This is a genomic window from Thalassomonas sp. RHCl1 (assembly GCF_947387555.1).
Lineage (GTDB): Bacteria > Pseudomonadota > Gammaproteobacteria > Enterobacterales > Alteromonadaceae > Thalassomonas.
Genome location: NZ_CANDNZ010000009.1, coordinates 119,431 through 132,724, shown reverse-complemented (window position 1 = coordinate 132,724; position 13,294 = coordinate 119,431). Strand labels below are relative to the sequence as shown.

Annotated in this window: 13 protein-coding genes; 9 read left to right on the top strand and 4 right to left on the bottom strand. The window is 49.6% G+C overall.

All coding sequences use genetic code 11. From position 1 onward, the window contains the following. Positions 1-70: 70 nt before the first annotated feature. The 5 genes from QL234_RS22485 (at position 71) to QL234_RS22465 (ending at position 4,470) form a co-directional block, all read left to right on the top strand. Entirely contained in the window at positions 71-649 is a 579-nt protein-coding gene (locus QL234_RS22485; protein WP_281560013.1) for a TetR/AcrR family transcriptional regulator, read from the top strand. A 159-nt stretch (positions 650-808) separates the two neighbouring features. Further along, positions 809-1,486 carry a hypothetical protein gene (locus QL234_RS22480; RefSeq protein WP_281560012.1) on the top strand — a complete coding sequence of 226 codons (678 nt, stop codon included), beginning with the start codon at positions 809-811 and terminating at the stop codon, positions 1,484-1,486. Positions 1,487-1,653: 167 nt separating this feature from the next. Beyond that, positions 1,654-2,448: a sporulation protein gene (locus QL234_RS22475; RefSeq protein ID WP_281560011.1), complete on the top strand. Its 795-nt coding sequence runs from the start codon at positions 1,654-1,656 to the stop codon at positions 2,446-2,448. A gap of 163 nt (positions 2,449-2,611) precedes the next feature. Then, the gene (locus tag QL234_RS22470) at positions 2,612-3,454 is read left to right on the top strand and encodes a DUF6279 family lipoprotein (RefSeq protein WP_281560010.1); all 843 of its coding nucleotides are present in this window, start codon (positions 2,612-2,614) and stop codon (positions 3,452-3,454) included. 59 nt (positions 3,455-3,513) lie between these two features. After that, positions 3,514-4,470, top strand: a complete 957-nt coding sequence (locus tag QL234_RS22465; RefSeq protein ID WP_281560009.1) for a metallophosphoesterase — start codon at positions 3,514-3,516, stop codon at positions 4,468-4,470. Here QL234_RS22465 and QL234_RS22460 read toward each other — a convergent pair. Together QL234_RS22460 and QL234_RS22455 are read right to left on the bottom strand one after the other, a co-directional pair. Continuing rightward, the gene (locus QL234_RS22460) at positions 4,447-5,073 is read right to left on the bottom strand and encodes a hypothetical protein (RefSeq protein ID WP_281560008.1); all 627 of its coding nucleotides are present in this window, start codon (positions 5,071-5,073) and stop codon (positions 4,447-4,449) included. The two genes, QL234_RS22465 and QL234_RS22460, sit on opposite strands and share 24 nt — an antisense overlap. 90 nt (positions 5,074-5,163) lie before the next feature. Continuing rightward, positions 5,164-5,751, bottom strand: a complete 588-nt coding sequence (locus tag QL234_RS22455; protein ID WP_281560007.1) for a hypothetical protein — start codon at positions 5,749-5,751, stop codon at positions 5,164-5,166. A gap of 310 nt (positions 5,752-6,061) precedes the next feature. Here QL234_RS22455 and QL234_RS22450 point away from each other — a divergent pair, with 310 nt between their 5' ends. From QL234_RS22450 to QL234_RS22440, 3 genes are all read left to right on the top strand, one after another. Then, the gene (locus tag QL234_RS22450) at positions 6,062-7,015 is read left to right on the top strand and encodes an aldo/keto reductase (protein ID WP_281560006.1); all 954 of its coding nucleotides are present in this window, start codon (positions 6,062-6,064) and stop codon (positions 7,013-7,015) included. After that, a complete protein-coding gene (locus QL234_RS22445; protein ID WP_281560005.1) occupies positions 7,015-7,707 on the top strand; it encodes a DUF6064 family protein in 693 nt (230 codons plus the stop codon). Before QL234_RS22450 ends, QL234_RS22445 begins: the two co-directional genes overlap by 1 nt. A 150-nt stretch (positions 7,708-7,857) precedes the next feature. Beyond that, entirely contained in the window at positions 7,858-9,552 is a 1,695-nt protein-coding gene (locus QL234_RS22440; protein ID WP_281560004.1) for a methyl-accepting chemotaxis protein, read from the top strand. On the opposite strand, the gene QL234_RS22435 is transcribed toward QL234_RS22440, so the two are convergent. Beyond that, the gene (locus QL234_RS22435; protein ID WP_281560003.1) at positions 9,549-10,448 is read right to left on the bottom strand and encodes a LysR family transcriptional regulator; all 900 of its coding nucleotides are present in this window, start codon (positions 10,446-10,448) and stop codon (positions 9,549-9,551) included. The genes QL234_RS22440 and QL234_RS22435 overlap by 4 nt on opposite strands. Before the next feature lie 115 nt (positions 10,449-10,563). On the opposite strand from QL234_RS22435, the gene QL234_RS22430 reads away from it, so the two are divergent. Beyond that, on the top strand, positions 10,564-11,673 hold the full coding sequence (locus QL234_RS22430; protein WP_281560002.1) for an NADH:flavin oxidoreductase: 1,110 nt from the start codon (positions 10,564-10,566) through the stop codon (positions 11,671-11,673). Positions 11,674-11,736: 63 nt separating this feature from the next. Here QL234_RS22430 and QL234_RS22425 read toward each other — a convergent pair whose 3' ends face one another. After that, positions 11,737-13,026 carry an ectonucleotide pyrophosphatase/phosphodiesterase gene (locus tag QL234_RS22425; RefSeq protein ID WP_281560001.1) on the bottom strand — a complete coding sequence of 430 codons (1,290 nt, stop codon included), beginning with the start codon at positions 13,024-13,026 and terminating at the stop codon, positions 11,737-11,739. Positions 13,027-13,294 lie beyond the last annotated feature (268 nt).

Below are 13,294 nucleotides of genomic sequence, written 5' to 3'. Positions count from 1 at the left end.
ACACGGCAGTTTTGCTGTGACAAGATGCCTGTATCTGCCGATAGCAATGCCGAAAAAAATGAAAACCGACATGAACAGTAAAAAGCTGGCATTAATCCAAACCGCCATGAGGCTTTTTTACCGCAAGGGTATACATGCCGTGGGGATCAATGAAGTCCTTAAAGTCTCGGGCATCGCCAAAAAAACCCTTTATCATCACTTTTCATCAAAAGATGATCTAATTCTCGCCTGCCTGCATTACCGGGATCAGCTCTTTATTCACTGGTTCAAGCAGCAACTCGATGCCGTCCCCGCAGGAAAAGCGGCGATCCTCGCAATATTTGACGCCCTGGACAACTGGTTTAATAACCGCAGCCAGGCCATGGGTGAATTCAACGGCTGTTTTTTTATCAATGCCAGCGCCGAATACGGCCAGCAGGACTCATTAATTTATGCCGCCTGCCAGCAACATAAAAGCCATGTCCGCACGATAATCAAATCCCATGTCGATAACTTTGAAGCCGATGAAGACAAAAGCAGCCGGCTCACCGACAACCTTTGCCTGCTCAAAGAAGGGGCGATCACTACCGCCAAGGTACAGGCAAAATTAAACGCCGCCCGGGATATTAAGCCCCTGGCCGCCTCATTAATTGGCCACCCGCTCCGGTAAACGAACACTCAACATACGCAATAAATAAACAAGAAAATTCCATTTAAAGCAGCCTTAAACTTGTTCTCCCGGCAAAGCAAGTCAATAATAGCTGAGCAAGCTCGAAGATATAATAACAGCCGGAAACCGGCTTTTAGCTAAAATCAATTGGGGCCGACTATGAGTTTACTTTGCAAACACTTTATCCCGGGGTTATTACTGCTGCTGTCAGCACAGGTTTTTGCCGCAAAAGAGGCCAAAGAATTGCCGCCTTTAGATCCCAAGTTCATGGGCATTCATCCCATGGTCCTGGTCAACAACGGCTCAGACATTCTCGCTTCATACCTGCCTTCCTACCAGGCGCCGAAAAATCATCAGTTAGTCTATAAACTTAAGGTAAAAGATGTTGCCCTGGTACAACTGGTCAGGGATGGCGGATTAATTACCATAGAACCTGAACCTTTTAATTTACAACGCTTAATGCGGGGAGAGTCGGTTAGCATCAAGGCAGATATTTATATGGGACATTATAAGCGCGACGGCATGCTCACCTATAAAAGCAAAGAGCTTAATTTCGACAGGAAGCTCTATCACCGCACCTTAACAGAGCTCGCCCCTTCGGGGAAAATGCAGGAATATGACGCGGTCGACCTCGGCAAAAATTATAAGTTGCTTATTCATAAAATCCAGAAGGCACCCAGTTTTGATCACTTACTGGTGATAGATGCAGTCGCCGGTTGCCTGTTAAAATTTAATACCAGCTCGGCCACGCCAAAAGAGTCCGAATTGCATTATAAATTTTTCCATTGCGGCACCATCAAACCTTTATATTACGAAACCCAGGGTTTCGGCGATTGATACTCCCGGCCGAAAACGGACTTTGACGCACGGTGATAATAACGCCACTTTACCGGCATTTGTAACGAAAGGTAAACAAGGCATTGAAACTAAAAACAATAGCCATATTACAGCTTAAATAGAACAACAAAACAAAGAATCAGAATAAGACATAGAGAGGAGCTGTCATGTCATTTTTTAACAAAGTCCTTGGCGCCGTTGGCATAGGCGCGGCCAAAGTAGATACCCAGCTGGCAAACACTGAGGTTGAACCGGGTGGAGAAGTTTGCGGTATAGTGAAAATCACCGGCGGTAAAACCGAGCAAAATATCAATAAAATCGACTTGGATCTGCTGTGTAACTACACGGTGGAAATCGAGCGGGAAGACTCAGAAGGCAACAGTGAAACCGTCACCGAAGTCAGGCACTACACCTTAGATCGCTTTAAGATAGAAGAAACCTTCACTATTACCCCGGGAGAAGTGAAAGAAATTCCTTTTGCTTTTGCCTTATCTGAAGATGCCCCGCTGACGGTCGGCCATTCAAAAACCTGGATAGACACTAACCTGGATATAGAAATGGCCCTGGATAAATCCGATAAGGATTATCTGCAGGTGGTGCCCAGTCATTTACAGCTGGCAGTGATCCATGCCCTGGAAGCCATTGGTTTTAAACTCTATGAAGCCGACTGTGAAGGTATCGAATCCGCCTCTTTCTCCCGGTTGCCTTTTGTACAAGAGCTGGAATTTAAAACCATTTCCGGGGATTTCCATAAGAAACTCGATGAAGTGGAAGTCGTCTTTTTCCCGCGCGGCGAGCAACTGGAAATTATTTTCGAAATTGACCGCAAAGCCAGGGGCTTCATGGGCTTTTTCAAAGAAGCACTGGATCTGGATGAATCCAATGCCCGCATGGTGATAAGCGAGCAAGACCTGGATTCCCTCACCGATGATATCTACGATATTATTGATAACAACTGCTGATCGGCAGTAACCTTTAATCAGGAGCTGAAAACCAGCTCCTGATATCCCCCTACCTTAACGGTACAGCGCCCCCCGACATAATTTGTAAATAAAGTTTCTATCCCAAGTGCCAAGCCTTGGCTAAAGTAAAAATATCAACGCCTGACAGGGGAAAACACAACACATGAAAAAACAGCTGTTGGTCTTGTTATTCATCATTCCCTTAGCGCTTGGCGGCTGTTCAACCCAGTTTGTTTATAACAATATCGACTGGCTGATCCACTGGTACCTGGACGATTATATCGACTTAACCCAAAGCCAGAAAAAACACTTTGACGGCAAAATGCAGCTATGGCTCAACTGGCACAGAAACCTTGAACTGGCACGTTATCAGGCCCAGTTAACAGAGCTAAAAAATACCGTCAACGAAGGGGCACTGACGCCACAGCTATGGCTGCAGCATAGCCAACAGGCAAGAGAGCACTGGGTCCGTTTCAGAAACACCCTAAGCCCGGATCTGCTTGAACTGGCGATGGAACTCAGCAATGAACAAATCGAGAAATTCTTTACAGCCCTGGAGCAGGAAATGCAGGAACGGCTGCAAGAAAGGGCCGGCAAGAATCAGGAAGCCTTGAACAAACTCAGGGCAAAAGAATTAACAGATAAAATCAAACCCTGGACCGGCAAACTCAACCAAGAGCAAAAACAGCTCATTGCCAGCTATAGCAGGCAACACATATCAAGTTTCCAGTCTTTTATTCAATATCGCCGCAGCTGGCAGGCCCGGGCCAAAGCGTTACTGCTTGACCGGGAAAGCCAGGATTTCAAGCCGTTATTTTTACAGTTATTAACGAAGCCTGAGCGCTTCAAGCCCCCGGAGCTTGCCCGGGCTTGGGGCGCCAACCGTCAACTCAGGGCACAGCTGATGTCAGACTTGCATGCCACCTTAACGGCAAAGCAAAAAAGGCGCCTCAACCATAAACTCGCTGACCTGATAGAAGATCTCATCGAACTACAGGAAGAATAAAATAAAAACAGCTAAAATGATCGGGTTGGCACTTTTCCCTGAGTCATGTTGATAAGCTGATGCTAAAGCCACTCCTGTTCATCTTTATCCTTTGCCCTGTCCTTTACCTGTACGGCTGCAACGACGACGGCAAAGAAAATACCCTAAATGAAGATCTATGCCTGCAAGGCCAGCTTGCCTTTGATCCGGTGATTTTCCAGCAAAACGGCTTTCACCTTTTTGTCATCGGCGACACGGGCACGGGAGATGTAAACCAGCAAACGGCCGCCGCCCTGTTAGAGAGTTACCACCTGAGCTATCCGCTGGACGGCATTATCCATACCGGAGATATATTCTACCCGAACGGCCTGGGCAGCGCTGACGATACCACGGCTTATAGTAAATTTACCTCTGTTTATCAGGGGCTTTCCCCCCTGCCCTGGTACCTGGCGGCCGGCAATCATGATCATGACGGCAGTATCCAGGCCCTGATCAGCTTCGCGGGCGAATTTGACGCACTGCATTTTCCCGAGCCCTATTATCTCAAATCCCTGTCCAGGCCAGATCTCAACTGGCAAGTCAACCTGCTGGCAACCGATACCACACCTTTTACCCTTGGCCTGGTACCGGCAGGGCAATTGGCCTGGCTGCAAAACCAGCTTAGCGCCCGGGAAAATCAACTCAACCTGGTGATTGGCCATCATCCGGTTTTTTCCAACGGCAAGTATGACGGCACCGAAGAATTACAGGGCAGTTTCTACCAATTGCTCAAACAGTACCGGGTGCCTTTATATTTATCCGGTCATGATCACAACCTGCAACTGTTACCCCGCCGGGAGAGTACGGCGTTTTTAATCAGCGGCGGCGGCGGGGCGCCTTTGCACGGGGTTTCCTGTGGTGAGAATCTTTATGGCGATAAAAACCACGGCGGCTTTAGCTTGTTTATCAGCCAAAAGAACATGTACGTCATCCCGGTTACCCCGGATGGCCCCAAGCACATGTTCTCCCTGCCGCTAGAACAGGTAACGGACAATTAACCGATATTCATTGAGATCATGGTCAAATTTATGGTGATAACCTAAGGTCAGGTTTACCCCGAACTGCCAGTGCAGCGCCGGCCGGTAATAATAACCGGACCTGAAGCCGTAACGTTCATGGTCCTGCTGCTCCCGGTATTCCAGGGCAAATAACAGCTCGTGCTGAAAATTAAATTGATATTTGCCTTCTATGGCCGCCATCAAGCCGTATTCTGAGGTGGTACTGTGAAATCCGCGGGCATCATGTTTCACTTGCTGGCGATGCCCCCCGAGGGAAAATAGCCATAAAACATCGCCGTAGCCGTATAAGTGGTATCCCAGCTGTAATTCTTGCTGCTGCAATTCAAAATCATTGCTCGCGATACTGTCCTGTAAAAAACGCCATTGTCCCAAGAGCACCAGAGAGGTTAACAGGCTCTTGCGCGCCGAAATAAACACCCCGTTAAAAGTCGTTGCCTGCCCCAGGGAAACCTGCTTTTCAAGGCCGGCGGCAATAAAGGCTTCCGGCGTTAAATCCCGGGCATTGACCATCACCGACAAACATACCAGGCAACCGATAAGAGAATATTTCCAGATCCCCGCCAACATCTCTGTCTCTGCCAAATTAAAACCTAGGCTTAAGTATGGCCCTCCCCCTGGATTTATCAACGCCGGGACCGCCCCCGGGAGAAAGCGGAATAACAACAGGGCAAGTTATAAATTACGCTTGAACTCGGTCATTTCTATTTCAATTACCGGCAGCAACTTACAGATATCGACGCTGGCATCCTGCTCTAAAATAGCGAACAGCTGCTGGTAGCCGCTGTCGATAGAAGATTTCACCTCATCTATGGTTCTTTGCGCCACTTCCAGTTCAACCGAGGCCCGGACGATATTGATCAGGATGTTTTTAAATTCCGCCAGTTTCTTTTGATCATCATAACCGTTAACCCCTTCCGGGGACTTGCTTGCCCAATAATCCTTTAAATGGCTATCGATACGGTCAACATAATAAGACGCCATTTGCAGCTCTTTACCGTCATTTTTTGCTTCTGCCGGAATAAAACCAATGACTTTACTGAGCACCGGCCCGATCACCGGAATATGGGAAACCGCAAAAGCACTGCCCGAGCGCGCCGCTTTTTTCAGCCCCGCTTCCCTGAGTGTTTTTTTGCTTTCCCTGAAGGTTTTATTCATCCACTGGCTATCCGCTTTGAGTTCCCGGGTAATTTGATCATTGATCCGGCTCCAGACAGGGATCGCATTGCTGTTTCTAAAATCCGGGTTTTCAGGTACTGGCATGAAAATATCCTTAAAATCAGTTTCAGGGTCTGCTTTTCTTTGTTCATTAACAAAGAAAAACACGCTTTTTTAAGCCCGGAGTCTTCCCGGGCAATAAACTTAAGCCAATATAAAGAGATAACCCGTTAAAAACTTGGTCGAATATAGGAGGCAAACGGGCTTTCTCTCGAATAAAGTCAAAGCGAAACCTTATTCGGAATTTATGCTTTTGCCGTTTATCTGCCGATACCGTCACTTTGACGCAAAACAGCCCAGGTATCTGCCTGCTAGCGTAAAATGAAGGGTAAGGGACAACACAAAAGGCTAAAAGATGATAAATAAACTTAAGCAAACCCGGCGTGACTTTATCAAATTATCGGCCGCTTCCCTGGCGGCAGGCTTTTGCCTGAGCCCCCTCACCCTGTTATCGGCAAGACCGGTCCCGGCAGGCAAATCCCGGCTTTTCACCAAAATCATTCCCGCTACCGGAGAAAAGCTGCCGGCTATAGGCATGGGGAGCTGGATGACCTTTAATGTCGGTCAGGATCAGGGGGCAAGGCAAAATTGCCGGCAGATCTTAACGGCATTTTTTAACGGCGGCGGCACCCTGATAGACTCCTCTCCCATGTACGGCTCTTCCGAGGAGGTAATAGGTTATTGCCTGGGACAACTCAAGCGGCAAAACAAGCACTTTTCGGCGACTAAAGTCTGGACCCCTTTTCAATCCAGCGGGGTAAAACAAATACATGATTCACAGCAGTTGTGGGGGGTAGATAACATAGACCTGATGCAAGTCCACAACCTGCTGTCCTGGGAAAAGCACCTGGAGACCTTAGAACACTTAAAGCGTGAGGGGCAAATAAGATATATCGGCATCACCACCTCCCACGGCCGCCGCCACCAGGAAATGGAAAAAATCATGCAAACCAGGGAGCTGGATTTTATCCAGCTTACCTACAATATCCTTGACCGGGAAGCCGAATCCCGGCTGTTGCCGCTGGCGCGGGAGAAAGGCATCGCCGTGATCGCCAACCGCCCTTTCCAGCGTAAAGGGTTATTCCGCCGTGTCCAGGGAAAAGCTTTACCCGCGTCCGCCAAAGCAATAGATTGCCATAACTGGGCGCAGTATTTCCTGAAATTTATCATCTCCCACCCGGATATCAGCTGTGCCATCCCCGCCACCAGCCAGGTGGCGCATATGCAGGAAAATATGGCGGCGCTCAAGGGCACCATTCCGGATGAAAAATTCAGAGCCCAAATGCTCAATGACATACAGGGCATCTGATGCTTGAACCCTTGTTTTTGTTTTTATCTGACTTTTTAATGTTTACGCCGGAGAACTATGTGCGCCTGCTCACTCACTACAACCAGGCCGTCTGGCCATTACCCCTGCTCACCTTATTGCTCGGCGCCGTCAATCTGATGCTGATAAAATCACGCTACAGACACCGGCATCGCCTGGTTAACCTCAGCCTGGCATGTCACTGGTTATGGGTGGGTTTAGTTTTTCACTGCCACTACTTCAGCGCAATCAATTGGGCGGCGCCGGCTTTTGCCCTGCTTTTTACTGTACAGGCAGCCCTGCTGGTTTTTTTTGGCGTCTTTAAGCATAACATTCGCTATCAAGCCCAGTTCACCGCTATCGGTTATAGCGGATTGTTGCTTTACCTGTTCGCTTTACTGCTTTACCCCGCCCTCACCGCCTATTTACATCAGGGCTGGGAAAGCGCCGATTATTACGGTGTCGGTGCCGATGCCACTTGCCTGGCAACGCTGGGGCTTTTGTTAATGACAGCCGGCCGCAGCCGCTATTACCTGATCTTACCCTTGCTCTGGTGTCTGCTCAGTGCCGCTATGGCCTGGATGATGGCATTCAAACAAAGCTTGTTGCTAGTATGCATTCCTTTTGTGCTCGCGCTGCTTAAGGCGTTTCCCGCTGTTGTTTACCGCGCAAAAAACTCCCCCCAACGCAGATAAGCTCATACCGCGAAAGATCACTGTCCGCTAAGACCCTAGCTTTCACCGAGTATCCTGTTTGTGCTTGCTTTAGGCTGTAAAACCTCATGCAGGAGAGCTGATGCTCCCTATATCGCAACGCCATTTAATCAGCCAGCAGTGAAAGAAAATATGAGTATCATCAAGCCAAAAACCATTAACGGCCAGGTCATCGCCATCTTAATTTTAGCCGGTTTATGCTCCAGCCTGATCCTTGGCTACCTCAATATCCATAACAGCAGGGCCATGGCGATAGAGGAAGTTTCCGGCAAAGCCAAAGAGTTGATCGACAGAGCCGCACAAATGTTTATCGTTTCCACGGTGCGCTTTAATGACGAATACCGGGCAGCCGCCGACGAAACAGCCAGACAAACAATCAAAAGCGACTGGCAGCGCACCATCAGCGCGGTAGACCGGGCGGTTACCCATGACTTTGGCGATAAACACAGCCGGGTGCGCTTATTTACCGATGCCAAGCTGCTTAAGCTAGCCCCCCAGGGACAGGAAAATACCCGGGCACGGGGAGCATTTGAACAGAAAACCCTGCGGGCATTTTATAGCGGCTCCCGCGATGCCGTAGTTGAGATATCCGATCAGTATTACCGCTTTGCCGTGCCCCTGACCAGCGATATGCACCCGGGATGTGCCAATTGCCACGGCATCCCCACCGAAAAAAGCCTGCTGATCGGCGCCCTGGGGGTAAGCATTCCGCTAAAAGACTATCTGGCTACGGCATCGAAAAACGGTTATTTATCCACCTTTTATTTTATCCTGCTGCTGGTGCTGTCTTTTACCATTACCTTTATTTTACTCAAACTGAAGGTCTCAAAGCCGCTAAACCAGCTTAACCTGGGCACCCGGGAAATCATCGAAGGCTTAGCCCGTAACCAGGCAAACCTGGCCACCCGCTTTGATGATAAGCAGGCGGGAGAAATAGGCATTCTGGCGGCTAATTTTAACGATCTGATGCGGATATTGGCCAATATCATGCTAGAACTGTCACAAGGCTCGCAAACCTTAATATCCGCGTCCGGACAAACCGCAGCCATCGCCGAGCAGACCAAACAAAGCATCCATGAAAGGCTGCTCAACCTCACCAGCGTGGTCACGGCACTGTCGCAATTGCATCAAAGCAGTGAAGAGGTCGCCGGCGGCGCCTCCGATACCGCAATGGCCTCGGTCAGCGCCAACGATGCCGTGCAGCAGGGGCAGGTAAAAGTCGAAAATACCCTCAGTGCCATCAAGGCGCTTGAGCAAAACATCGGCCAAACCGGCCTTGCCATTACCCGGCTGCACCAGAGAACGGATACCATAGGCAATATAGTCACCACCATAGACGGCATCGCCGAGCAGACCAATTTATTGGCCCTTAATGCCGCCATAGAGGCCGCCCGCGCCGGTGAGCAGGGCAAAGGGTTTGCCGTGGTTGCCGACGAAGTCCGCTCGCTGGCACAGCGCACCCAGGCGGCCACCAAAGAAATCAACCAGCTGGTAAACGACCTGCAAAACGACTCCGGTCAGGCAACTATGGCGATGAGCCAAAGCAGCAAGCGGGTAAACGAGTCAGTCGATTACGCCGTCGAAGCCGAGCACTTCTTAACCACCATCACCACCAGTATGGCCAATATCTGCGATATGAATAACCAGATTGCCGCAGCAGCCGAGCAGCAAAATATGACCCTGGCAGACATCAAGTGCCACCTCGACGCCGTTGAACAAGATGCCAGGAAAACCCTGGTCGGCACGGAGGCCACAGTACAACAAAGCAATAAACTTATCGCCTTATCCGAGCATTTAACCGCTTTGGTCAACCACAGTGACAATTAAGCGCCGCCAAGGCGCTCACGTAAAAAAGCAATCAACACCTGCATCCGGTATGGCAAGCCAGGCTCTTTGGCCCTTAAAGCATAGAGATTTAATGCCGGGGTTCTATATCCGGTTAAAACCTCTTTAAGTTGACCCCGCGCCAGTGCATCCGCCACGAGAAATTCCGGGATATGGGCCAGCCCCTGGTGGCTTAACAGCGCCGATTTGATCAACAAGCTGTTATTGGCCACCAGCTTAGGTTCAAGGTAGATATCAAGGACTTTATCCCCCTGATAAAACAGCCACTTTTTAGCCATCCCCGGCAGGTGATACATCAGGCAGGCATGGCGGAGCAAGTCAGCCGGCTGCTCCGGGGTGCCATATTGCGCCAGATATTCGGGGGTCGCGCATACCACAAAACGGTAACCGGTAATTTTCTGGCATAACAAACTTGAATCCGCCAGTTGCCCGGTCAGGCGCAGTACCAGATCATAATCCCCCGCCAGCACATTCACCTGCTGATCATTGAGCCGGGTATCAAACTCTATCTCGGGATATAACTGCATAAATTCGCTTAATAGCGGGGCAAACACTTCCAGGCCCCAGGTCATCGGCAGCCCGAGACGAATTTTCCCCGCCGGCTTTTGCTGCTTTTGTGCCAATTCCTGCTGCAGGTTTTGCCACTGTCCCAGCAGCGACAGGGCACTTTGATAACAGCGCTCACCGCTGTCGGTCACCTGCATATGCCGGGTGCTGCGTTTGAACAAAACTGCATCCAGGGTAACTTCCAGCTGCTCTATCGCCTTAGATACCCGGGCCGCAGAGATCTCCAGTCGTTTAGCCGCCCCGGTGAAGCTGCCCTCTTCCACCACGGCTTTCATCACCTTCAGGCTTTCTAACTGGTTTATTTTCACCATATTTACACCAAGGATTATTAACTAAAAGTTATCAATCTTTCAATTTACAGCGATATTCTCAAGCTTTTAATCAAGTGTCAAAATTGCTCCACTTTAAAACAACCAGGTCGTTACCATGACACTTGAACATTCAGCCCTGTTTAGCCCGCAAAAAATCGGCGCTTACACCCTAAAAAACCGTTTGGCCATCGCCCCCATGACCCGGGTCAGCGCCGATAAGGCCGGTTTGATGACCATGGAAATGGCGCAATATTACCAAAGTTTTGCCGATAACGGCTTTAGCCTTATCATCACCGAAGGCCTGTATACAGATAAAGGCTATAGCCAGGCATACCGCAACCAGCCTGGCCTGTCGGATATCCACCAGGCAAAGAGCTGGCAGCCGTTAATCTCCTCCCTTAACGCCAGTGGTACCTTGCTCATTGCCCAGCTGATGCACGGCGGCGCCCTGTCGCAGTACAATAAATACCGGGATCATACCCGCGGCCCTTCTGCTGTCAGGCCTTTGGGTCAACAAATGCCTTTTTATTACGGCCAGGGGCAATATCCGCTGCCGGAGCCAATGACAGTGCAGGATATCCGGGAGGTGATCGAGGGTTTTGTCTCTGCCGCCTTGCATGCCCAATCTGCCGGTTTTCACGGCGTTGAAATACACGGCGCCAACGGTTACCTGTTAGATCAGTTTCTCACTCCCTACAGCAACCGGCGCAGCGATTTATACGGCGGCCCTTTAGAAAACCGCTTACGCCTTTACCGGGAAATATTACAGGCGGTAAGAGCTGCAGTAGGTGAAAACTTTATCGTCGGGGTGCGTTTTTCCCAGAAAAAAGTCAACGACAGTGAATACACCTGGCCGGAAGCAATCGAGGCGGCGTGGCAAACCTTCACCTTAGCCAAAAACTGCAAGGTCGACTATATCCATACCACTGAGCCGCAGGTATCTGCACCGGCTTTTGCCAATAGCCCTTCACTGGCGGCATTGGCAAAGCATTACTCGGGATTACCTGTCATTGCCAATGGCGGCATAGTGGAAGGCGAGCAGGCGTTGGATGTTCTGAAAAGCCAGCAAGCTGACATTGTCGCCATCGGCCGTGCCGCCCTGGCAAATCCAAACTGGGTCGAAGCAATCAAATACGGCCAGGCGCTGCGTACTTTTGATTATGACCTCTTTAAACCAATAGCCAATCTCGAAAATGCCAGACGTTATATCGACAGCATAAGTTAAGGAGAGACACTGCCCGCTCATAAGTGAAACAGGCAGTTAAGCACTGATACCACAGCGCCTATGTTATTGCTCGGCCCGGGTGACCAGGTTGGCAGGCTCCGCTTTTTTGCCGGCCTGGGCCAATATCGGCGCCAGAACCGCCAGGTCGCCGTCGATATTCTCGGGAATGGGTAAGCCCAAAATGCTGGCCAGTACAGGAAAGACATGGATATTTTCAAAGCTGGGGATCTCCAGTCCCTGTTTGAAATCCGGCCCGTTGGCAATAAAAATCGCTGCCATTTCCTTCACCCGGTAAGGGTTAAAGCCATGGGTGCCCCCCACCGTATCATCAAGCCGGTTTTTATCGGAAAAGGTCGCGGGCGGCGCAACATCAAGCAGGATATCGGCAATACGGTGGCTGCCGCGATAATGTAAACGTGCCGGTATGGTTTCTTTAGCATAAACCTGATAGCGGCCCATGCTTTTTGCAGTTAAGCGCTTTACGTCTTCGGCAATCTTGCTTTGGCTGATCTCTTTACCCGCATATAACATCAACTGGGTTGAGCCGTTCACGACCTTGTAACCGTTAAAATCATCCAGCGCTTGCCAGTCGATCTTACTTTGTTTATCAATAGCTACCATGCCGTGATCTGACACCACCACCAGGTTCACCTTAAAGGGCAATGCATCGATGCGCTGTTTGAGCTGGCCGATATAACCATCAAGCATGGTCACGGCATCTTGTACCTGCTTTGAGTCAGGGCCAAAGTCATGTCCCATATCGTCCACCAGGGAAAAATAGCCGGTAATAAAACCTGGCCGCTGCCCTGGTGGTAATTTTAACCAATCGACAATGCCGTCGATGCGCTCCTGGTAAGGGATCGATTTATTATAGCCGTGATAATAACTGGGCAGGATACCGCCAATGCTCGCATCGGATTCCGGCCAGAAGAAAGTGGCACTGCGAACATTGTTTTTCTCGGCCAGGGTCCATAGCGGTGTACCCCAGAGCCATAAAGGCTGCTCCTTCGCCTTGCCCATATCATAAACCTCATCAAGCTCGACATCATAAAAATCATTGTGCACCAGCCCGTGGTTACTCGGGTACATGCCGGTGACCAGAGTCAAATGGTTGGGAAAGGTTTTTGTCGGATAACTCGGCTGCATACTTGTCGCCCGCACCCCGCCCCGAGCCAGGGCTTTGAGATTTTTCGCCTGATATTTTTCAATATAGTCATAACGAAAACCATCAAGCGAAATCAGCACCACGGGATTGGCTGAATGAACAGGGGTCACTTTTGACTGTGAACAGCCCGCCAACAGCACCAGGGAAACAGCTAAAAACCACTTTAGCCGGGACAAGATAAACGACATTTATAACTACCTAAAATAAAGAATCTGCCCATACCTTACCCGAATATCCGGGGCAGGCATATCACTGATTTATCCGCCGGCAGGAATTCAGGCACAGGCCTGTAGAAAAAATCATCTTTGCCCTTAATTCTTAACAACTAAAAAGCAATTATCACAAAGATTTACAATTAAAGATTACCATCAAAGCCTTGATCCCTTATCCTTTGTTATTAAAAGTCCTTTTGCCGAAACAGGCTCTGCGGTAGCTGCTTTAAAGGCAAGATATCAC

Bases quoted from the DNA above. Each gene is read 5' to 3' on its own strand.
- QL234_RS22430 (WP_281560002.1), top strand. From the start codon at position 10,564: ATGACACTTGAACATTCAGCCCTGTTTAGCCCGCAAAAAATCGGCGCT.
- QL234_RS22465 (WP_281560009.1), top strand. From the start codon at position 3,514: ATGCTAAAGCCACTCCTGTTCATCTTTATCCTTTGCCCTGTCCTTTAC.
- QL234_RS22480 (WP_281560012.1), top strand. From the start codon at position 809: ATGAGTTTACTTTGCAAACACTTTATCCCGGGGTTATTACTGCTGCTG.
- QL234_RS22425 (WP_281560001.1), bottom strand. From the start codon at position 13,026: ATGTCGTTTATCTTGTCCCGGCTAAAGTGGTTTTTAGCTGTTTCCCTG.
- QL234_RS22455 (WP_281560007.1), bottom strand. From the start codon at position 5,751: ATGCCAGTACCTGAAAACCCGGATTTTAGAAACAGCAATGCGATCCCT.
- QL234_RS22435 (WP_281560003.1), bottom strand. From the start codon at position 10,448: ATGGTGAAAATAAACCAGTTAGAAAGCCTGAAGGTGATGAAAGCCGTG.
- QL234_RS22470 (WP_281560010.1), top strand. From the start codon at position 2,612: ATGAAAAAACAGCTGTTGGTCTTGTTATTCATCATTCCCTTAGCGCTT.
- QL234_RS22440 (WP_281560004.1), top strand. From the start codon at position 7,858: ATGAGTATCATCAAGCCAAAAACCATTAACGGCCAGGTCATCGCCATC.
- QL234_RS22485 (WP_281560013.1), top strand. From the start codon at position 71: ATGAACAGTAAAAAGCTGGCATTAATCCAAACCGCCATGAGGCTTTTT.
- QL234_RS22445 (WP_281560005.1), top strand. From the start codon at position 7,015: ATGCTTGAACCCTTGTTTTTGTTTTTATCTGACTTTTTAATGTTTACG.
- QL234_RS22450 (WP_281560006.1), top strand. From the start codon at position 6,062: ATGATAAATAAACTTAAGCAAACCCGGCGTGACTTTATCAAATTATCG.
- QL234_RS22475 (WP_281560011.1), top strand. From the start codon at position 1,654: ATGTCATTTTTTAACAAAGTCCTTGGCGCCGTTGGCATAGGCGCGGCC.